The sequence below is a fragment of the Paenibacillus sp. SEL1 genome, from assembly GCF_054602535.1.
This window is the reverse complement of sequence record NZ_CM137723.1, coordinates 2,301,164-2,322,761: the sequence shown is the minus strand read 5'-3', so window position 1 is coordinate 2,322,761 and position 21,598 is coordinate 2,301,164. Positions and strand designations below refer to the sequence as shown.

General features: G+C 45.0%; 17 protein-coding genes. 10 read left to right on the top strand and 7 right to left on the bottom strand.

What is annotated here, in order from left to right:
• Nucleotides 1–25: 25 nt before the first annotated feature.
• The 4 genes from ACYCSE_RS10600 to ACYCSE_RS10585 form a co-directional block, all read right to left on the bottom strand.
• The gene (locus ACYCSE_RS10600; protein ID WP_459702208.1) at nt 26–1,645 is read right to left on the bottom strand and encodes an ABC transporter substrate-binding protein; all 1,620 of its coding nucleotides are present in this window, start codon (nt 1,643–1,645) and stop codon (nt 26–28) included.
• Between the two features lie 157 nt (nt 1,646–1,802).
• Nucleotides 1,803–2,165, bottom strand: a complete 363-nt coding sequence (locus tag ACYCSE_RS10595) for a DUF1304 domain-containing protein (RefSeq protein ID WP_061831915.1) — start codon at nt 2,163–2,165, stop codon at nt 1,803–1,805.
• 130 nt (nt 2,166–2,295) lie between these two features.
• Nucleotides 2,296–3,807, bottom strand: coding sequence for a methyl-accepting chemotaxis protein (locus tag ACYCSE_RS10590; protein ID WP_459702207.1), 1,512 nt, complete (start codon nt 3,805–3,807; stop codon nt 2,296–2,298).
• Between the two features lie 256 nt (nt 3,808–4,063).
• Complete coding sequence (locus ACYCSE_RS10585; RefSeq protein ID WP_061831913.1) at nt 4,064–5,317, bottom strand: cation:dicarboxylate symporter family transporter; 1,254 nt, start codon at nt 5,315–5,317, stop codon at nt 4,064–4,066.
• 211 nt (nt 5,318–5,528) lie between these two features.
• On the opposite strand from ACYCSE_RS10585, the gene ACYCSE_RS10580 reads away from it, so the two are divergent.
• Entirely contained in the window at nt 5,529–6,833 is a 1,305-nt protein-coding gene (locus ACYCSE_RS10580; protein WP_459702206.1) for a sensor histidine kinase, read from the top strand.
• A gap of 5 nt (nt 6,834–6,838) precedes the next feature.
• The gene (locus tag ACYCSE_RS10575; RefSeq protein WP_061831911.1) at nt 6,839–7,768 is read left to right on the top strand and encodes a response regulator; all 930 of its coding nucleotides are present in this window, start codon (nt 6,839–6,841) and stop codon (nt 7,766–7,768) included.
• Nucleotides 7,769–7,970: 202 nt separating this feature from the next.
• On the opposite strand, the gene ACYCSE_RS10570 is transcribed toward ACYCSE_RS10575, so the two are convergent.
• A complete protein-coding gene (locus tag ACYCSE_RS10570; RefSeq protein WP_165179584.1) occupies nt 7,971–8,474 on the bottom strand; it encodes a MarR family transcriptional regulator in 504 nt (167 codons plus the stop codon).
• A gap of 318 nt (nt 8,475–8,792) precedes the next feature.
• Between ACYCSE_RS10570 and ACYCSE_RS10565 the strand changes: the two genes are divergently transcribed.
• Together ACYCSE_RS10565 and ACYCSE_RS10560 are read left to right on the top strand one after the other, a co-directional pair.
• The gene (locus ACYCSE_RS10565) at nt 8,793–9,290 is read left to right on the top strand and encodes a DinB family protein (protein WP_459702205.1); all 498 of its coding nucleotides are present in this window, start codon (nt 8,793–8,795) and stop codon (nt 9,288–9,290) included.
• A 204-nt stretch (nt 9,291–9,494) separates the two neighbouring features.
• Nucleotides 9,495–10,694, top strand: a complete 1,200-nt coding sequence (locus tag ACYCSE_RS10560) for an MFS transporter (protein WP_452565985.1) — start codon at nt 9,495–9,497, stop codon at nt 10,692–10,694.
• 23 nt (nt 10,695–10,717) lie between these two features.
• Here ACYCSE_RS10560 and ACYCSE_RS10555 read toward each other — a convergent pair whose 3' ends face one another.
• Together ACYCSE_RS10555 and ACYCSE_RS10550 are read right to left on the bottom strand one after the other, a co-directional pair.
• Complete coding sequence (locus ACYCSE_RS10555) at nt 10,718–11,539, bottom strand: endonuclease/exonuclease/phosphatase family protein (protein ID WP_452565984.1); 822 nt, start codon at nt 11,537–11,539, stop codon at nt 10,718–10,720.
• Nucleotides 11,540–11,544: 5 nt separating this feature from the next.
• On the bottom strand, nt 11,545–13,209 hold the full coding sequence (locus ACYCSE_RS10550; RefSeq protein WP_452565983.1) for a PTS transporter subunit IIBC: 1,665 nt from the start codon (nt 13,207–13,209) through the stop codon (nt 11,545–11,547).
• 242 nt (nt 13,210–13,451) lie between these two features.
• On the opposite strand from ACYCSE_RS10550, the gene ACYCSE_RS10545 reads away from it, so the two are divergent.
• The 6 genes from ACYCSE_RS10545 (at nt 13,452) to ACYCSE_RS10520 (ending at nt 21,594) form a co-directional block, all read left to right on the top strand.
• Entirely contained in the window at nt 13,452–14,459 is a 1,008-nt protein-coding gene (locus tag ACYCSE_RS10545; RefSeq protein WP_061831905.1) for a LacI family DNA-binding transcriptional regulator, read from the top strand.
• Nucleotides 14,460–14,614: 155 nt separating this feature from the next.
• Entirely contained in the window at nt 14,615–16,897 is a 2,283-nt protein-coding gene (locus tag ACYCSE_RS10540) for a glycoside hydrolase family 65 protein (RefSeq protein WP_061831904.1), read from the top strand.
• 25 nt (nt 16,898–16,922) lie between these two features.
• Nucleotides 16,923–17,588, top strand: coding sequence for a beta-phosphoglucomutase (gene pgmB, locus ACYCSE_RS10535; protein ID WP_025722091.1), 666 nt, complete (start codon nt 16,923–16,925; stop codon nt 17,586–17,588).
• Between the two features lie 250 nt (nt 17,589–17,838).
• Nucleotides 17,839–19,317, top strand: coding sequence for a spore germination protein (locus ACYCSE_RS10530; protein WP_459702204.1), 1,479 nt, complete (start codon nt 17,839–17,841; stop codon nt 19,315–19,317).
• Complete coding sequence (locus ACYCSE_RS10525; protein ID WP_459702203.1) at nt 19,286–20,476, top strand: Ger(x)C family spore germination protein; 1,191 nt, start codon at nt 19,286–19,288, stop codon at nt 20,474–20,476. Before ACYCSE_RS10530 ends, ACYCSE_RS10525 begins: the two co-directional genes overlap by 32 nt.
• 17 nt (nt 20,477–20,493) lie before the next feature.
• Nucleotides 20,494–21,594 carry a GerAB/ArcD/ProY family transporter gene (locus ACYCSE_RS10520; protein ID WP_459702202.1) on the top strand — a complete coding sequence of 367 codons (1,101 nt, stop codon included), beginning with the start codon at nt 20,494–20,496 and terminating at the stop codon, nt 21,592–21,594.
• The last annotated feature ends 4 nt before the right edge of the window (nt 21,595–21,598 follow it).

Genomic DNA, 21,598 nt, shown 5'->3' with positions numbered 1-21,598 from the left:
CCAGCTTATTTTTGAAAACCCTGTCTTATTTGTGATAAATTTTGGACAAATCCTCGAAAATCACGACCGGCTTTAACACAGCCTGATCAATACCACCATACTGCTTGTCGAAAGCTACAATAGTCTTGGTGTAAGCAATCGGGTAGATGACAGCATCCTCAGCCAGCAGCTCTTGTACCTTTTTATAAATTGCTCCACGTTTAGTCGTATCCGACTCACCCGCGCCCTCTTCCAGCAGCTTATCTACTTCTTTATTTGAATAATGTGAATAGTTGGAGGATGATCCGGTGCTATACAAAATACGATATGCGTCAGGGTCATATCCCATGATATAGCCGCTGATCGCCAGATCGAAATCCTTGGCATTCGTATCGACGAATTTTTGCGACCATGCCGAGGAATCCATGCTGTTCACGTCCAGCTGAACGCCTATGTCCTTTAACTTCTGCTGGATATAGAGCGCTTGTGCTTCTTGTACCTTGTTGCCGCCCGGAATGATAATGCGCAGCTTCAGTCCTTCAGCTCCAGCCGATTTCAGCAGTTCTTTTGCTTTGTTCACATCATTATTGAAAAATGCAACGTCGTTCGTGTGATACAGTACGTCCTGTGTCAGAGCAGATTTCGCAGTATCTGCATAATCCTTGAAGCCATAGGATACCTGAATCAATTCATCCTGATTCAATGCATAAGAAAGCGCCTGCCGTACTTCTTTTTTGTTCAACTGCTTCGTATCGCTGTTTTCATTAAACATCAGATAAGCCAAGCGACCTTCGCTGTAAGGGAAAATGTCAAACTTATCTGTTGCTTTAATGGTCTCCACATTTTGCGGATCGAGATAGTTTACATTGATCTCACCATTTTGAAGGGCCAAATTCGCAGCATTTGAATCTTTAACAATCCGGTATGTTACTGAATCCAGATGCGGCTTTCCGCCAACATAGTTATCGAACCGTTCGAGTGTAACGTACTCACCGGTTTTGTACTCTTTAAATTTGAAAGGACCAGATCCAATCGGAGCGTTGTTTTTTGTGCTCTTCTCAATATCCGCTTCATTCTCGAAAATGTGCTTCGGAATCGGGGATACCTGTACCAGTGCTGCCTCAAAAGCAGGAGCTGGCTGAGGAAGCTTGAAATCCACCGTTGTATCATCAACCTTGCTCGCCTGAACCGGTTTGCCATTAACCATAAAATTACTTCTCAAAAAGCTGTGCTGCTTCTCATCCAAAATTTTGTTAATGGTGAAAACAACATCGTCAGCTGTCAGCTTCTCGCCATCATGCCAAGTCAGATTTTTTTTCAGTTTTAGTGTATAAGTCAGCTTGTCTGCTGAAGGAGTCAGACTGTCTGCCAAATAAAATGTCTTTTTGCCATTGTTTACTTGAAATAATGGTGCGAATATCGCCTGATCTATCGTCAGACTTACCCGATCACCCGCATAATTCGGATTCAGCACCACCGGATCAGCTTGTACGCCAATGATCAGGCTGCCGCCATCTTTAGGCTGTCCGTTATCAGCTGTTGTGGTAGCTGTACCGGGTGTATTCCCATTCGTCTTAGACGTAGATCCAGAATTCCCGCCGGAGCATGCACTTACAATCAACATCAATACAATAAATACCAATACACCAGTCAAATTACGACGCATCGCTCTAGCCCCCGTGTCCTCTTAGTATGTAATAAATTTATTATAAATCGGAATAGTCGGATTTACAATCGGTCAAAAACTGTTTATTCCCCTTGTCATTAGCATTCCAGACATTATGTGATCGAATCTAGGAAAAAGACACCCGTTAAGGGTGTCTTCAGAGTATCCACAAACTGATTAGTGCCAAGATGGCAGGCAGGCCTTGCTTTAATAAAATAGACTTATTGGCAGTTAATGCACCATACAACGCAGCCACTACCACACAAATGACAAAGAATAATTGGATTTGCCGCCCGAATACAGTATCCGGATAGAACAAGCCCCAGACCAATCCGGCTGCCAAAAAGCCGTTGTACAGCCCCTGATTTGCAGCCAAGGATTTGCTTGCTTCCGCCAGCTCCTTCGAGGTGCCGAACGTACGCATCGCCCGCGGAGTCGTCCACAGAAACATTTCCAATATTAGAATGTACACATGCTCCAGAGCTACAATTCCGACCAGTATTGAACTAAGTAAGCTCAAGTATATTCCTCTTTTCCACATAAAGTTACTATGAGGCGATTTTTAGATCTATCCTCGAAAAGTATAGTTCATCTTCCAAAAACAGTAAAGAGACCGAGCCTAAGGCCCGGCCTCATTTCTACATGAAGCCTTACATCGTTCTTGCAAAATCCAACAAAGCTTTGGACATGCTATTGATCTCGTCTGTAGATGCATTCACTTGTTGCGTTAGCGCGGCTTGTGTTTGTGTCAGCGTAGACATATTACCGATATTGTGCAAAATCCGCTCGATGAGTGTCTTCATTTCGTCCAGACTAGTCTCGATATTTCCGGTCGCATCAGCACTGTGTATGGCGAGTTTTCTCACTTCATCTGCAACTACCGCAAACCCCCGCCCCTGCTCGCCCGCACGCGATGCCTCAATGGCGGCATTCAGACCCAGCAGATTTGTTTGATTCGCAATCTCTTTAATGAAGTTGGAAATGTTTTGGGTCTCTTCTGCACTGACTTTGGCTTGATTCGCTGCCTCTGTCGATTGCTCCTGAGCCGTAGCCAGCTCCTGCGCCTGGTTACTAACCGAGTTAACGCCGTTCACCATTTCCGTAATGGAATCGGAGAGATGCTGGATCTTGAGCGTCAGCTCATCCGCGACAGCCTGCTTTTCCTTTTCGACAGTGATATCACGAATGGTACCCGCAATACGAATAGGCACTCCCTTGCTATCGCGTATGCTTTTTCCACTGCAATAATACCACCGATGCTCGCCATTCTTACGCACTAAACGGCATTCCATTTCGTACGGTGTGCGTCCCGTATAATCATTTAAATGATCATTCAAAATCTTAATCGCCATTTGGGCATCCTCAGGATACAGGATTGAAGCCCAACTGCTAAGCTTGCTTGGGAAATCTTGCTCGTCCTTAAAGCCTAGCGTTGCGCGGAATTGCGGTGACCACCAAAATGTATTATCCGGATTTTCTATATTTCCTCCAATAATGTTTACATCGTAAGGAGCCTCTACCAGCACAAGGTTAATGAGATCGTATCTTGTAACCATGGCCTCCAACTCTTCAGACTTAATCTTCTGGTCGTGCACATCCAATAGAGCGCCCGCAATCCGAAGCGGCACTCCCTGCTGATCGCGGATCGTCGTTCCGGTAGCCCGGAACCAGCGGTATTCTCCATGCTTCAGCTTCAAACGATACTGTACGTCATAAGGCGTCTTGCCCGTAAAATCCAGCAAATGATCCGACAATTCGGTCAATGCTCTGTCATGATCTTCGGGGTGCAGCCGGGATGCCCAGCTGTTTAATACATTGGGGAAGTCCTTTTCGCTCTGATACCCCAGCATAGCACGAAATTCTTCTGACCATGTGAACGTATTACTTGGATTGACGGGATCACCCGCAACCACCTCCATGTCCCATAAGCCAATCTCTATAGCCTTGGTAACAAGCTTCAGACGGATGTCAACATGTTGAGCATCATTTTTCATGGACTCAAGCGCTTGGTTTACATTGTTTGCGATTTCTTGAACCTCGGAAGATTGGGATGAAACTTGTATTGCGGCAGAATAATCCTTCTGCTGTATTCTTTGTGAAAGTTTGCGGCTTTCTTCTACTAAAGGAGCAAGTGAGTGGGTCTCATTTTTTTTAAGAAACATATATGCTCTTCCCTTCTAAGCCAATATATAAAACGATATAGTTTAATATCGGAATTTTATTAATAATCATTATAAATAAATCTAAAATTGCATAGGTAATAAGAATCATTTTTATGTCCATATACCTATATATCCATACAAAAAACATCGAAAAATGTCGAAAAAGGAAATATCTTAATAAGTCTGGAAATGAAAAGAACACCTTCGCATTACTTCGCAAAAGTGCTCTTTCTGGCAACTATTCAGTTCGTTGCATTTATTTAATTGAAGCAACGTATTCCTCGCCCTTTTCTTTATCATATTGGCCTTCCCATTTGGACATGACCACAGCGGCAAGCGAGTTGCCTAATACATTGACTACCGTACGCGCCATATCCAGAATGCGATCAATACCAGCAATAAAAGCCAACCCCTCCAGCGGGAGGTTCACTGCTCCAAGTGTAGCGAGCAAAACGACAAAGGAAGCACCTGGCACCCCTGCAATACCTTTAGATGAAATAATCAAAACTAGCACCAGCGTGATTTGTGTCGTGATTGGCAGGTCAATGCCATACATTTGGGCAATGAAAATCGCAGCCAGTGCCTGATACAGGGTGGAACCGTCCAGATTAAAAGAATACCCAATCGGAATGACAAAGGACGTAATTCCTTTAGGACATCCGAACTTCTCCATCTTCTCCATGATCTTAGGCAAAACACTTTCCGAACTGGCCGTCGAATATGCAAGCAACAGCTCACTTTTCAATATTTTAACCATGGTCCAGAGACGGGTACCGCAAAGCTTGGCGATAATTCCAAAAACAATCACAATGAACAGTATCATGGAGCCGTACACCGACAAAACAAGCTTCAATAAAGGCCATAACGAGGCCAATCCAAACTTGGCTACTGTCGTTCCAATCAGGGCAAATACACCGAACGGAGCCAGGCGCATGACCTGATTGGTTACCCAGAACATGGCGTCGGCTACGCCTTCAAAGAAATTCAGCACAGGCTTGCCTTTGTCACCAATCGCCGCTACCCCTAATCCAAACAGTACGGAGAAGAATATAATAGCCAGCATATCTCCCTCGCCCAGGGCGTGAATAACATTGGTAGGAACAATATGCACAATCGTATCTATAAAGCTATGGCCTGACTTCTCTGCAGTCTCCACATAGGAATGGATATCACTCTTGGCCAGGTGGGACATGTCCACGCCGTCACCTGGTCGAACCAAGTTGGCAACAAGCAGTCCGAAAAGGATGGCGATTGTCGTTACAATCTCAAAGTAAAGGATCGACTTTCCGCCGAGTTTACCCAGTTTCTTCATATCTCCGACGCCGGCTACGCCGATAATGAGCGTTGAGATCACAATAGGCACGACAATCATCTTGATCAAGCGGATGAAAATATCACCGATTGGCTTTAAGTAGACTTCCACCCCTGAATTGCCGTAAAATAAGGCACCAATAATAATACCTAAAGCCAGACCGATAAAGATTTGCATCGTCAAATTAATCTTTTTCACTTCGCGTCCCCCCTGGCTGATTTGTATATTTTTGCAGTATGCTGTTCTTAATATTCAAATGATGTTATTTATACTACAATCTGATCTATAAAAAACGACAATTATCTACAGCTGCATTTATTTTTTTCTATAAATTCACAAACTTTAACGGCGAGCCTGTGAATTTAGCTCACATTGCCTTTCTGACTGAATACCCAGGAGGTGAATATGGATGAAGTTGAATACGCTCCTTTTCCTGCTCATGCTTGTATTTGTACCGCTCGCAGGTGAGCTGAATATTCACCCGTTCGCTAATACATTCCGTCTCAGCTTTGGTACGCCTGTATTTTTTTTCTTTCTGTTATCTATTCGTCATATTCCGCCTGCATTATCGGGAGTGCTTGCAGGGATAGCGGTAGTCGCCTTTCGCATCTTACTCAATCATTACACTCAGCCCGGCCTTCCCTTTGAAGAGTTGCTGACACTGCACGGCCCTACCTTTTTTTATTACATGGTCTACGGTCTGCTCTTCCAGGTTCTTAACATTAATGCTGAGCCTTACCGCGCACTCCGCGTGGGCATCCTCTCTGTAGGGATTGAGGTTGCCGCAAGTGTGTCGGAACTTAGCGTCCGGTGGAGCATTGACGGCGATTTCTGGGACATCATTAAGATCAGCAAAGTAGCTTTCATGGCTATGATCCGTAGCTTCTTCGTACTTGGGTTTTATAATATGATTCGGTTAAATCAATCGGTCCAGCATGAAGAGGCACAAAGGCAGCAAACGGAACGAATTTTACTCCTTGTATCGGACTTGTATGAGGAGTCGGTCCAGTTAGGCAAAACGCTGTCACATGCAGAACAAATCACTCGTGAAAGCTACGAGCTGTACCGTGAGCTGCAGCAGGATGAGTCTCTGAAGGACAGAGACCATTACGCCAGACAGGCACTTCGTATTTCCGGACAGGTTCACGAGATCAAAAAAGACAGCCAGCGGATTTTTGCTGGTTTGTCCAAGCTGATTGATGCCGAAAGCGGAGTGCATTACATGGCTTCTCAAGAGCTTGGGGAGCTAATCATCCGAACGAACAGCAAATACGCGCAATCGCTGGACAAGTCTATTCGTTTTACCCTAGATGTCGATCCATTGTTACCCAAGCTGCATGTTTATACCGTTTTGACACTTATTAATAACCTGACAGCCAATGCGGTTGAAGCAATGAAGGACAACGGAAGGATTGACGTTTCCATTCGCTTTCTAGCGGGAAAAGAGGATATAGCTTCCTTTAGTGTTACCGACAACGGTCCGGGTATTCCTCAACGGAAACGGGAAATGGTCTTCACACCAGGGTATACGACCAAGTATGATGAGGAAGGACAGCCGTCGACCGGCATGGGATTGTTTTATGTGCGTGAGGTCGCGGAGAGCCTTGAAGGAATGATTGAACTGCAACAGGATGAAGAAGAGAATACAGATAGATTACAGACCACTTTTAGAATTACATTGCCTTTACGGAAACTGACGGAGAAAGGAAGATAGCCCGGATGCGTTTTTATATTGTGGATGACGATCAGGGAATTCGTTCTATGCTGGCAGACATTATTGAAGACGAAGGTCTAGGAGAAGTCATCGGGGAAGCAGAGGATGGTACCTACGTGAATAGCGGCCTCCTGGAGCTGAACCGGATTGATGTATTGCTGATTGACTTGCTGATGCCGCTTCGTGACGGCATTCAGACCGTGCGTGCACTCGGCGATCAATTCAGCGGCAAAATCATTATGATTTCTCGCATCGAATCCAAAAACATGATCGGCGAGGCATACTCGCTCGGTATTGAATATTATGTGGCCAAGCCTTTGAATCGACTGGAGATTATTGCAGTTATTCATAAGGTGGCTGAGCGTCTGCGCATGCAGCAGTCGATTACGGATATTCAGCGCACGCTTCAAGGGTTGTCGATGTTCACAACGAATAACCCAACGGCAACAATTGAACCGACCCGAAACATCGTAACTTCCGGGCAGTTTCTGCTCTCCGAAATGGGGATGATCGGCGAAGCCGGGAGTATGGATTTACTGGACATGCTGGAATTTCTGGACCAGTATGAGGAGGAAACAGGCAATCTATCTCCCTATCTGTTCCCGCCGTTGAAGGATATATTTGCTAATGTAGCGTCCAAACGGTTAGGGGCTTCAGCCTCAGCAGTAGAGCTGAGTAAGGAAATCAAAGCATCGGAGCAACGTGTCCGCCGTGCTATTTTCCAGACGCTAAGCCATATAGTATCGCTCGGATTGACTGACTATACCCATCCTAAATTTGAAAATTATGCATCCAAATTTTTTGATTTTACAGAAATCCGCAAAAAAATGCTGGAGCTGCAAAACAATGTGGAGCCTTCACTGTCCCAAGCCCGCATTAATACGAAAAAGTTCGTACAGGTGCTTTATATGGAAGCAAAACGGCTATTACACTAAGCATTTTGCATAAATCCCAAGAGTATTTACAAATCAGCAATATATAGATCGGAACGGGTTAGTCCGTCTATATATTGTACCCTCGAGCGTTGGGAATCGAATTATGCAAAATGCTGACATTAAAAGAAAAGCACCTGCATATCCCCATGTATCTATTACTTGGAGATTAACAGGTGCCCATCGTTGATGATTCGATATCCCTTTAGTCCAGACTCTTGCCCTGCCACTCCATAGCTTCCAAGAGATCTACACCATCGGACAGCAGACGTTTCAAGACATTCAGATCTTCCGAGCTATAACGATTTAAAAATTGAAATAACTGCTGCTGTACCTTAACATGCAGTCGTTCATGCACAAGAAAGAGTCTTTTCCCCAAAGGGGTTAACCGAAAATAAATTTCTTTCTTGTTGTCGTTAAGCTGGGTTCTGCGAATCCAGCCTTCCTTGAGCAGCTTGGTGCTGACTTTCGAAACTGTACCCTTGCTCAGCTCAATTCGATCCGCTAATGTCGTAACATTAATCGGCTCATGCCTCCCAATACAGTCAATGACGTGCACATCCGTCAGATTGAGTGAAGCAATTCCATCAAAATGCTCGTGTATTTCTTCGAGAATAGTCATGCTCTCTCTCTGCTGATGCTGCTCCAGCTGGTGATTCATCTTAATGAGCAAATCATAAACATGCTGAACTGATGTCGCTTTCTCCATACGAAAAAATGGTCACTCCTTTGGCATACTCCTCCTTTCATTATAGCCCATTTTTGTTTCATAGAAAACAATATATGCATACGGAAATCTCCCCTTTAACATTTCCGTATATATACAAAATATATCTATTATCGATACTTTGTTTCCTTTGAAACAATATTATTTTATTATAATTGAGAATGATTATCAATTGTTTTTAAAAATTATTTCTGTTTCTCTTCTTACTACGTGGGTATTTTCATTTTGAAAAATATAATTGTATAATCGTAAAATGAGAATAAGTTAGAAACAAGTTCTCCATAGAAGGGATGATGATACATGTCGGATGCAAACCAATTATTCGGTCAAGCACTGGTTAAATCACTGGTCGGGGAACGTGGACATATTCGAGTAGCTCGGGCTTTACCAGACATCGACGTCGAGCTGGCAGGGAAGAAAAATGCAGAAATGCCTTACAGCATTTATCAACTGCTGAAGCATATGATTTACTGGCAGCAGTTCATGCTGGAGCATTTGGAAGGACGGAAGCCCCAGCTTCCGGGCAATGTCATGGAAAGCTGGCCCGAAGAGACTGTACCGCAAAGCGAAGAGGCATGGCAGGCTGTCATTAACGAATTTTTACAGGGCGTAGATCAGGCTGTGCAGATTGCCGAAACCGCGCAACTGGATGATTCACTAGCTCATTTTCCAGGTGAAACGAAAGCAGGACTACTGCGGAATATCGCTTCCCACAATTCATATCATTTGGGTGAAATCGTGCTGCTACGCCGGATTTATGGAGCTTGGCCACCACCAGGAGGCGGCTTTCCAGCCTAAAGGCAACACCACGCTCTAATCAAGCTTTCCCCCATCCGCTGCTCCATACCTCCATCATTGCAATGGGATTTAGGCACCGCGAGGAACTCGCTTGCGTACCCTATATGGGAACCCGCTAACTCGACCTGAAGCCGTTTACCCGTAATCAGGTGCAATCCGAATAACGGTTCCCATGATGCAAGACCAAAGAGAGGTTTCGAGGTTATGGTGAGACACTTATATTTAAATCGTAATATTGCCTGTATGATTGTGATCAGCCTTATTGCTAACATGAGTGGAAGTATGATCCTTCCACTCTTTGCTATTTATGTAGAGCAATTCGGGATATCCGTACTCGGCATGAGCATTTTATTTTCTCTATTTTATGTAGGTAGATTTCTTGGTGGAGGCTTGGCAGGACGAATTTATGAAAAGATTGGCGCAAAACGCTTGGGGTTGAGCTTACTTATTGCTGAAATCGCATGTATGCTCCTGTTTCCGATTGCAACAAGCTTCATCATTCTATCCATACTGAGACTCCTCCAAGGCTTGGTAGCTATAGGTCTAACCGTCTTTGTAAGAGTCACGATCAACCATATGAGCACCGCAGAGAATCGAGGCACGCTCAATGGATATATCAGCAGCAGTGAAGGTGCCGGTATGATTTTAGGGCCCCTTATGAGTGGAGCTATTGTTTCTTATTTTTCTTTATCCATTCCGTTTTATTTCGTTGCTATTTTCTCATGTATATCCTTCGTTGCCGTCTCCAGAATGACCTTCCCCAGTCTCTCTTCCAAACCTCAGCAACAGCACGCTCCCCTTCATGAGTCGAAAAGAAAAACCATGCTAACGAAACAGCTACTGCTCTATTCCACCGTTCATTTCCTTGAAATGAGTGCATTCGCTATATTTTTAACGTACTTCTCTGTATATGCAACCTACAAACTCCATTGGAGCCCCGCAGAAATTAGCTTAGCTTTTACCATTATCGGCATATCGACCTTCATATCAGCCCCCTTTATTGGCAAACTATCTGATCTACTTAAGGATCGCTTGATGCTTTGTATCATCGGTCTATTGTTGATCATGGTGGAAATCATCTTATTTCTTTGGTTCACAGAACCGTGGATCGTATACTTAGGGATGTTCATCGGAGGTATAGGAGGAGCCAGCTATCTGGATTCCTTTTACTCGCAACTAGGGGATGTTATTCCTGAGGAGAATAGAAGCTCATTTATCGGCAACGTCGTATCTTTGTCCGAATTGGGGGCCATTGTGTCTCCGATCATCGCAGGTGCACTCATGGAACGGTTTAGCATCAACACTCCCTTTTACTACAATTTGATTTTGGTGTTGATCGCTATAGTTATCCAATATGTTATTCATTTTAAGTCGAAATCTATAAGAAAAAGGCCATTTGCATAAGCAAGCGGCCTCCTTTCTTTTCATCACAGCTCCAACTCAACTGCAACCCCAAAATGATCCGATACAACTGGTCCAGTTTTCCCGTTCAGTACAACGGTTGAGGATTGAACCTGTGCAGCCTTATTGGAGAAGATAAAGTCAATACGGAGCGGCTCCGCATTACTTTCCCAACCAGCAATAGCTTTAATCACTGTGTGGCCTTCATCACGTACTGCTGCATTCGGATAGGTGTCCGACCAGCCGGATTGCAGTACATAGTCATATCCTTCTCCGCGTACTTCAGCCGCGTTGTTGAAATCACCCATCATAAACACAGGAGTCGGAGCAAAAGAATTTAGCACTTTTGTTGTACGATCCCATAGTCCACGGAAGGATTCTTCATCATTCCACCAGTTATAATGTCCACTTACAAACCAGGCCTGCACTCCGTCCACCACAGTTTGAACGCCGACAATTTTACGTGAGCGGTAGTTGTCATAATCCTGTAGCGAGGAAACATATTCGTTCACCGTAGCTGTAATCGGTGTTTTGGACAGAATCGCCAAACCCTCGTCGTATTTGGCAAAACCAACATGTGCGGGAGCCCACGTCCACTGATAAGCATCGGACAATAGCCCGTTCAGCACATAAGCATAGTTATCACGCTTAATGACAACTTCAGGATCTGCGCTATAATAAGCGCCCAAATCGTCCGGCAACAAAGGAGTCTCTTCCATGGACTGGTTCACTTCCTGCAAAGCAATGACATCAAACTGCTGTTCATCAATAAAAGCAGCCAGCTGCTTTAGCTTATCATGCTGGTTTTCTTCCATCCAAGCATGTGCATTTAAGGTTAACAACTTCAAAGTAATCACCTGTTGAGTATGTCTTGTATATCTGATTTAAGCACATCGGCCTTCGGTCCGTAAACTGCCTGCACCCCATTGTCTACTTTTATCAAGCCCAAGGCACCCAGCGCTTTCCACGTCTTTTCGTCCCCAACGGCATCCGTATCCTTCACCGTCACACGCAGACGGGTCATGCAAGCGTCCACCTCGACAATGTTCTGCTCACCCCCAAGCGTCTTGATGATATCCGTAGCCAGTTGATTTTGAGTGGAAACAGCTGCCACACCCTCTGTCTTCGTATTCCCAGCCACGGAAGTCCCTTGAGGCTCCTCATCCGTATAGTTCCCCAGTCTTCCCGGCGTAGCCATTTTGAATTTACCGATCATAAAATACGCGATAAAGTAGGTTGCTACCGCAAACACCACACAAGTCAGCACGAAGTTAATAATATCCTGCACCAAACCCGCATTTATAGACAACGGCATTCGGGTCAGCAGTTCAATCATACCAAACGAATGTAAACGCAAATGTATGATGTCGGCCATTCCGAACGCAATACCGGTAAGAATAGCATAAACCACATACAGCACAGGCGCCACGAACATAAACATGAATTCCAGTGGCTCCGTTACCCCTGTTAAAAAGACAGCTGCGGCTGCCGAAAAGATCATCGACTTGTACTTGCCACGTTTATCTTTGTCTACACGGCGATACATGGCCACCGCTAGTCCCATAAGGATTCCTGCTCCACCGATCATTTGTCCTACCTTGAAGCGGGCAGGCGTCACGCCTTCCAACAAGCTATTGTAGGCTGTCGGATCAGTACCACGAAGCGCACTTAGGTCACTTGCCCAAGCCAGCCACAGCGGGTCTTGCCCGGCAACGACGCTTCCTGCCCCGGAACCCGTAAGTGTCGTGTAAACGCCACCAAGTTGAGTATAGTTAATAGGAACGGTCAGCATATGGTGAAGTCCAAAAGGAATTAGTAGTCTTTCCAGTGTACCATAGACAAATGGCGCTACAAAAGGAGCCGACTCCCCTGAGGTCGCTAACCAAATACCGAACTGATTAATCCCCCCCTGAACAAATGGCCAGATGGCAGACATGATCAAACTTACGATGACAGACCATAAAATCACGACAAAAGGAACAAAACGTTTGCCGTTAAAAAAAGCTAAAGCGTCTGGCAGCTTGCGGTAATTGTAGTACTTGTTAAATACCACGGCTCCGACAAAGCCGGAGATGATACCGACAAACACACCCATATTAAGTGCAGGTGCCCCTAAGACAGAGGTAAAATAGCCACTAACCGGAATGGATGCACCAAAAAGAGTGTGGGTGGTGGCACCCTCCTGGGTTAGCATTTTCGAGGACACACCCAAAATCGTTCCTGTTGAAATATTAATGAGAATAAAGGCAATTAAGGCCGCAAAAGCTCCGCCCGCCCGTTCCTTAGCCCAGGAACCACCAATCGCCACGGCAAACAGTATGTGTAAATTATTGATAATACCCCAACCCAAATTCTCCATAACCCCGCCGACGGTCAACCAGAAATGGATATCACCAGCCAACATCGCCACTACTTTACCAAGCGAAATCATAATCCCGGCTGCCGGCATAACAGCAACAACCACTAGCAGTGCTTTCCCGAGCTTTTGCCAAAAATCAAATGATAGAAGTTTTTTCATGCTCCTTCAATCCCCATCCCTTATAGTATGTACAGCGTTGTTTGTACCCTATAAACATTATGCAATCGGTTGCACAATTATTATAATGATATCGCTTTCTATTGGCAATACCCTAATTGTAAATATCTTGGCTAATGATCATAGAAATACTCGAAAAAGCCGCGAATTTGTTGATTTTCGAGCAATATCGTATGATAGAACATAATATTTCCTGCTTGAGATAGCAAAAGGAGACGAAGACGATGGCAGTAACCATCAAAGATGTCGCAAAACGTGCTAATGTTGCTACTTCCACCGTATCCCGTGTCATTCAAGACAGCCCCAAAATCAGCGAAGCGACCAAGGCACGTGTCCGTAAAGAAATGAAGGCGCTTGGCTATGAACCCAACTATTCAGCTCAGAGTCTGGCTAACCGTGTCACACAGTCAATTGGCATCATTATGCCTGAATCGGATGTGGCAATCTTTCAAAATCCGTTCTTTCCGGAAAGCCTTCGTGGGATCAGCGAATGGGTAAATGAGCACAACTATACACTGTCCATTGTCACAGGAAAAACGAGCGATGAATTGCTATCCCGCGTGAAGCTGATGACCCGGACCGGGCGTGTTGACGGCTATATTGTTCTGTACTCCAAGCAAAAAGATAGCATTGTGGAGTACCTTCATAAAGAAAAAATACCTTACACCGTAATCGGTAAGCCTCAGCAATTTGTCAGTGAAACTACCCATGTAGATAACGATAACTACCAGGCTGCCAAGGATGTGGTCACTTATTTGACTGGGCTGAATCATCAGCACATTGCTTATGTTGGCGGTGATCATGAACACATCGTGAATATTGAAAGACTCCGAGGCTACCAGGATGCGTTGCGAGAGGCGGGCTTGCCTTTACCCAAGGAATACGTGGTCAGGGAGCCATTTAATCTGGAGGACATGCGCACATTATTGCAAGCCACCCCGCCGCCTACCGCGATGATCGTTAGCGACGACCTTGTAGCCATGGCAGTACAGAAAATGCTTTCTCAGCTAGGCGTGTCCATGCCAGAGCAGTTATCCATGGTGAGCTTCAATAATCTAATGCTAGCTGAGCTGATGAATCCCCCTCTGACTTCCGTGGATATTGATATCTTCACTCTAGGTTATCAGGCAGCCAAAAGCCTGATTGAAAAAATCGAGGACCCCAAGGAATTGACCAAACACATCATTGTTCCCCACCGAATCGTGGAGCGCAAATCCAGCCAAGTACTATGATTCTTAGCGGAATGAACAAGAACTGATTTTGTGGAAACCCATAAAATCAGTTTTTTTTGCGTTGACAGGGCAAACGGTTGCACTATATACTGAACTCGCTCATATACTGGTTTCGTTAAAACAACGATCTCATTTTCCGAGAGGGGTACGCAATCATGGTTTACAACCGATTATTTGACGTAGATAGCTGGAAGCTGACAACACACACTCTACATAGCACACACATGCGATTACAGGAAAGCATAACGTCCATAGGCAACGGTTATATGGGCATGCGCGGCAATTTTGAAGAAGCTTATTCAGGTGATCATCATCAGGGAACGTATATCTCCGGTGTATGGTTCCCCGACAAAACAAAGGTCGGCTGGTGGAAAAACGGCTATCCTGAATATTTTGGTAAGGTCATCAATGCCATGAACTTCATCGGCATCCGTCTGATCGTAAACCAAGAGGAAGTAGACTTATTTACGGCACACATCAGCGATTTTGTGCAGGAGTTGGATATGAAACAGGGTATCCTGCGACGCACCTGCATCGTGAACGATCAGGTTCGTATCACTACGGAGCGTTTTCTGAGCATCACCACTCGTGAGCTATGCCTGATTGATTACCAAGCAACGAATATAAGCGAGCAGCCTCTAACTATAGAGCTTGTCCCTTATTTGGACGGCAATACGAAGAATGAAGATACGAACTATGATGAGGTTTTTTGGTTGGAGGAGGCCCGAGAGGTTCAAGAACAATTCATCAGCCTGTCCACAACAACTATAGATAATCCCTTCGGTATTCCGCGTTTTACCGTAAACGCTACCATGGGTATTGTGACCGAGGGACAGGATCTGCAGACGACGGAAGAGAGCTTTTTGTATGCTGCACGCCACTATCAATACAGCGTCGCTCCGGGCGACAGTATCCAGCTGCAAAAAATTGTGGCGGTTACCACCTCACGTGATATGGAAAAGGATGCGTTAATTCCACAAGCTGAACGACTTGCCGTGGAAGCTGTGAACAAAGGCTATGCTTCGCTCAAGCAGGAGCATATCGCAGCTTGGGCCCGACGTTGGGACAAAGCCGATGTAGAAATCGAGGGAGATACAGAGGCCCAGCAGGGAATACGCTTTAACATTTTTCAGCTGTTCTCTACGTACTACGGCGAAGATGCCCGTCTGAACATTGGTCCCAAGGGCTTTACAGGTGAAAAATATGGCGGTGCCACCTATTGGGATACAGAAGCATATGCCGTGCCTATGTACCTGGCGCTTGCAGACCCGGATGTAACCCGAAATCTGCTGTTGTACCGTCACCAACAACTAGAGGGTGCCAAGCATAACGCAGCCCAGCAAGGGCTACGGGGTGCACTATACCCTATGGTCACTTTTACAGGTGTGGAGTGCCATAACGAATGGGAGATTACCTTTGAGGAAATCCACCGTAACGGGGCCATTGCGTATGCCATTTACAATTACACCAACTATACGGGGGACTCCTCCTACCTTCATCAGTACGGCATAGATGTACTGGTCGAAATTAGCCGCTTCTGGGCCGACCGGGTTCACTTTTCCAAAAGCCAGCAGCAGTATATGATCCACGGGGTTACCGGGCCGAACGAATACGAAAATAACGTCAATAACAACTGGTATACCAACACGCTGGCTGCATGGGTTTTGAAATATACCTTATCGGTCTTACCTCAAATTTCAGCAGAAAAATCAATGCATCTAGCGGTTACGGCTGATGAGCTTGCCCATTGGCAGGATATCATCACTCACATGTATTATCCCTATGATGAGGAGCGGGAAGTCTTCGTACAGCACGATACCTTTATGGATAAGGATTTGCAGCCTGTATCCTCCCTTGATCCCAGCAACCTTCCATTAAATCAGAAATGGTCATGGGATAAAATCCTTCGTTCCTGCTTCATTAAGCAGGCAGATGTGCTGCAAGGGCTGTATTTCTTTGGAGACCAGTTCACGCTGGAAGAAAAAGCGCGCAATTTTGCATTTTACGAGCCAATGACTGTTCATGAATCCAGTCTGTCCCCGTCCATTCATGCCGTACTGGCTGCCGAACTCAAAATGGAGGAAAAGGCAGTCGAGATGTATAAGCGGACGGCCCGTCTGGATCTGGATAACTACAATAACGATACCGAAGACGGACTTCATATCACTTCCATGACAGGAAGCTGGCTGGCGATTGTACAGGGATTTGCCGGGATGAGAACGTATCGTGAAACATTAAGCTTCTCCCCCTTCCTGCCTCAAGGCTGGAACAAATATACGTTTAAAATCAACTATCGCGGTCGCTTGTTAAGTATTCTCGTACAGGAAAATGAAGTGATCATTACCCTGTTGGACGGAGAACCGCTGACGCTGGAGCTGTATGGAGAGCCAACGCACATTACCAGTGGACAGTCGTTAATGACGAACAGCGTTTCATAAATCGGGCAGACAGGGGGGAAACCAAATGAAAGCAGTCATTTTTGATCTGGACGGAGTCATTACAGATACCGCAGAATATCATTTTCAGGCATGGGGCAGCTTGGCGGCAGCGCTCAGCATCCCTTTTGATCGGGAATTTAATGAACAGTTAAAAGGAATCAGCCGTACGGAATCGCTCGACAAAATACTGGCGCGCGGTAACCTGTCCGATACGTTTTCAGAAGAAGGCAAGCAAGAACTGGCCACACGGAAAAATACGGAGTATCAGCGGCTCATCTCAGCTGTAACTCCCTCGGACATTCTACCAGGCATTAAAGCGCTTCTGACAGAGCTTCGTGAAGCCCGAATCGGCATCGCGCTGGCCTCTGCAAGCAAAAATGCAGCGTTTATCCTGGAGCGACTGGAGCTAGCGTACTATTTTGACAGTGTGGTGGATGTTACCGCCATTCGGCATGGCAAACCTGACCCGGAAATTTTCCTCACCGGAGCCGCAAATCTGGGCGTTCAGCCTGCCGACTGTATCGGTATAGAGGACGCACAGGCTGGCATACAGGCGATCAAAGGCGCCGGGATGTTCGCGGTCGGTGTAGGAACACCTTCGCAAATGCAAGGTGCGGATATCGTGGTAGCCACTACTGCCGAGCTTTCTCTGAGCATGTTGGAGGCACATTTCTACGAGTTCAAAAAGTGACCTCCACTCGGAGTAGTTTATATGGCGTTATCTTAGGGATAGAGCACTCTCGCCTCATATGTATGACCAACGACGGACACCACTGGTGTTCGTTTTTGTTTACATATACTCCAAAAAACTCCCTCTGTCTCTCGCGTCTTCAGCTCCTCCATCGTCGAACACGCTAAATTACCATTTCATGAATATATATTACCATTTTACACATATTACATGTATATCGTTGATTTAAGCTTTTGAAGGAGGACAAGTCATGGCGAGATCACTCGAGGAGAAATTGGACCATCTAAAAAAGACCCTGGGTCATCTTCCTGATGTCGTCTTCAAAAAAATGGACGTGGGACAAACGGGAATTCATGTAGTGATGGTTTATCTCTCCGGTATTGCGAATACGGGCATAATTAACGAACAAATCGTTAAGCCACTCATTTTGACTGGAATCCGTGAAAACCACTCCCAAGTTAATTTGGAGAAAATAAAGGAGGAACTGATACAGCAGACGGCATTTACGATCGGTACGAAAGAAGGGGCAGACCTTGAGACATGTGTAATTGAAGTGTTATCGGGAAATACTTGTCTGCTGATCGAAGGAACCGATGAAGTTTTTTTTGCTTCTACGGGCCAGTTTCCTTCGCGAAGTGTCGATGAACCGAGCACCGAAACTCTGGTTAGAGGGCCGAGAGAAGGTTTTATTGAAGATTTGGAAAGCAACTTGGCAATGGTAAGGCGGCATATCAAAGATCTAAGTTTCAAAATAGATAGAATGACCATAGGAAGGAGATCTTCACGGAAATTAGCGATCTTGTACATATCAGATATCGCAAATCCAGAGCTAGTTCAGGAAGTTAAACGAAGAGTCGAAACGATTGATGTGGACGATGCTTCCGATACCGGGATTATTGAGCAATGGATTGAGGAACATTCATGGTCTCCGTTCCCACAGATTCAAGCCTCTGAACGCTCGGATAAAGCTATAAATGCTTTAATGTCCGGAAGAGTTGTCATTATGCTTGATGGCACTCCTTTTGTCCTGATTGCTCCCATGACCTTCTGGATGCTGGCTCAATCCCCAGAGGATTATTACGAGCGTTTCCCTTTAGGAACATTTTTTCGTATGCTTCGTTTAATGGCTCTATTCATTGCAACATTCCTGCCTTCGCTGTACGTTGCACTTATTTCTTTCCATCCTGGATTAATCCCGCCTGAGCTAGTGATCTCTATCGTTGCCTCAAGGGAGGGAATTCCTTTTCCCGTTTTTGTGGAAGCTCTAATCATGGAGTTATCATTGGAAATATTACGCGAGGCAAGTCTGCGACTACCTAAAGGCATAGGACAAGTCATCGGTATTGTAGGCGGTCTTGTGATTGGACAAGCAGCGGTCGAGGCGGCGGTCGTAAGTGCTTTTCTGATTATTGTCGTTGGTCTTACGGCCATTGCGTCCTTTGCAAGCCCGCAGTACAGCGGGAGTATTGGAATACGGCTTCTTCGTTTCCCCATTATGATGATTGCAGGGATTTATGGGCTGTATGGCGTGATTTTAGCCTTTATTTGCTTAGGCGTACACATGGTCCAGATCAAAAGCTTTGGAGTTCCTTACATGTCACCCTTAGCTCCAATTCGGCTAAGAGATCAACAAGATACTTTTATTCGGGCTCCTTTTAAATACCTCAAAAAGCGTCCTATGATGCTAAAGACACAGGATGAAACACAATCTAACAGGAAAAGGAAGTAAGCCCATGATCTCTTACATCTTTCTGTTTCGTCGAACCCTACGGGTGCAAAAATGCGTCGCCGTCTGGATCGCATGTGCTCTCCTCACTGGTTGTTGGGACAGCAGAGAGATCGATAACTTGAGTATCATTCAAGGCGTCGCCATTGATACAGATGAGCAGGAAATGCTGGAGCTTACCTACCAGCATTTAATAGCGCAGAAATCCAGAAAAAATATGTATAGCAACGTAACAACCTTTAACAAAAGTTCCATTCAATCTGCTTCAAGGGAACAGGCCAAGCTGGTATCCCGTGCTCCTTTATATAGTTTTATTCGCTTGATTTTGATTAGTGACCAAGCTATACAAAAAACAAGAATCGACCAATTGTTAGATACGTTTACTCGCTCCTATAAACCGAGTCGAAAATCACTTGTTATGATCGTTAAGGGCAGTGCGAAAGAAGCGCTCAATAAGATCGGCAAACATAAAGAGATACCTTCCATTGACCTTGAAGCATTGGCTAAAAATAGCAATTTCAACTCTAAAATACCCTATAGAATAACATTAGGGGAAATTTCCACACATATTTCACAAGGATCTAACTTCGTCATTCAATGCTTAGAAACCAATGAAGGCAACCACTTCTCAGGCGCAGCTTTGGTCAGCGGCAAAACGAAGAAATTTACTTATTGGCTAGACGAAGAGGATGTTATCGGGATCAACTGGATGCTGGGAAAAACGAAGGGTTCAATTATTAGAACTGAAGGTCCAAAATCGGAACAATCCATGGTGTTTGAAGTCGAAGATGTCCATACAAAACTTATCCCCCACCTCAACGGGCAGGATCTCTCATTCACAGTTCGTATTAAAGCAGATATCAAACTAAACGAAAGCTCGGATAATTCTGTAGACTTCCTGAAGGAATCATTCATCCAAACCGCTAAAGAAGCGGCGCAAGATGAAATCAGACAAACAGTATCCCTATCGTTAAACACGCTCCAGAAAGAAATGAGAGCAGATGTAGTCGGTTTTGGCACAAAAGTAAAAGTGAACTATCCCGATTACTGGGATCGGGTAAAGGAAAATTGGCAAGATACATTCAGTCAAATACCGATCGACATTCAGGCTAAAGTACAGATCGAACGGACAGGTGCTTATACAAAAGGAGAGGGAGCGTAATGTCCAATATACCTTCCATGAAACAGGAGAAAATCTCCACCCTTCAAGCCTTACTTACAGTCATTTCGACCGTGTACGCTGTGGGAATTGTCAGTTTGCCAAGAACCATCGCGGAGAAGACGCAAACGCCCGACGTGTGGCAGGGGCTTTTGCTGGCAAGTCTGCTTGGGGTAGGTGTCGTTTTTATCCACGTTAAATTATGCCATAGATTTCCAGGAAAAACGTTCTATGAGCTCAATCCTGTGATCGTGGGTAAATTCATCGGCCTGCTCATCAATATTGCATTTATTGTGCACTGCACGTTGATCTGCTCGCTTGTATGCAGAATGATGGCGGAATTCCTCAAGGGCCTTGCGTTGGAGAGAACGCCATTAAGCATGATTCTCTTGCCGTTTCTTCTGCTTATTGGGTATCTGACCTGGGGCGGTCTCCATGCAATGGTTCGATTGATCGAGCTTTTTTTCCCTTTAACCTTTATTGTTTTTTTATTGCTGATCATTCTTAATATCAACCATTTTAATCTTGATAATCTGCGCCCTGTTTTCCATAAAGGATGGCGTCCGATCTTCGAATCCCTTAAGGTTATACCTTTCTCGACAATGGGATTTGAATCCATCCTTATATTGACTAATGTAATGGCCAAACCAAAACATGCATGGAAAGCAGGGTGGATCGGCTACTCGGTTGCAATGGGCTTGTATCTCTTAATGGTAACGATGGTCGTGGGCTGTATGTCGGTTGAAGAAGTTTCCCGATTACAATGGCCGGTCGTTTCTTTTGCACAGCAAATTGAATTCCCTGGCGCATTCCTAGAACGATTTGAAATATTATTTATCATTTTGTGGACGATCAAAATTTTCATGACCGCCTCAAATTATTATTTCTATATTGTAACGGGAATCAGCCAACTCACCCAAAAGTGGAACAGATATATCTGTTTTCTCCCGTTAATTTTGATATTTTCCCTGAGCATGTATCCTCAAAACTTTATTGAGATAGGCAATTTTGATAAAATATCAGGTTATTTTGGAATTATTATAGCCGCGGCAGTACCCTCCGTGCTTCTGGTTATATCTATGCTCTTGCATCGAAAAGGCACTCCCGATGAGAAAGAATGAGAAT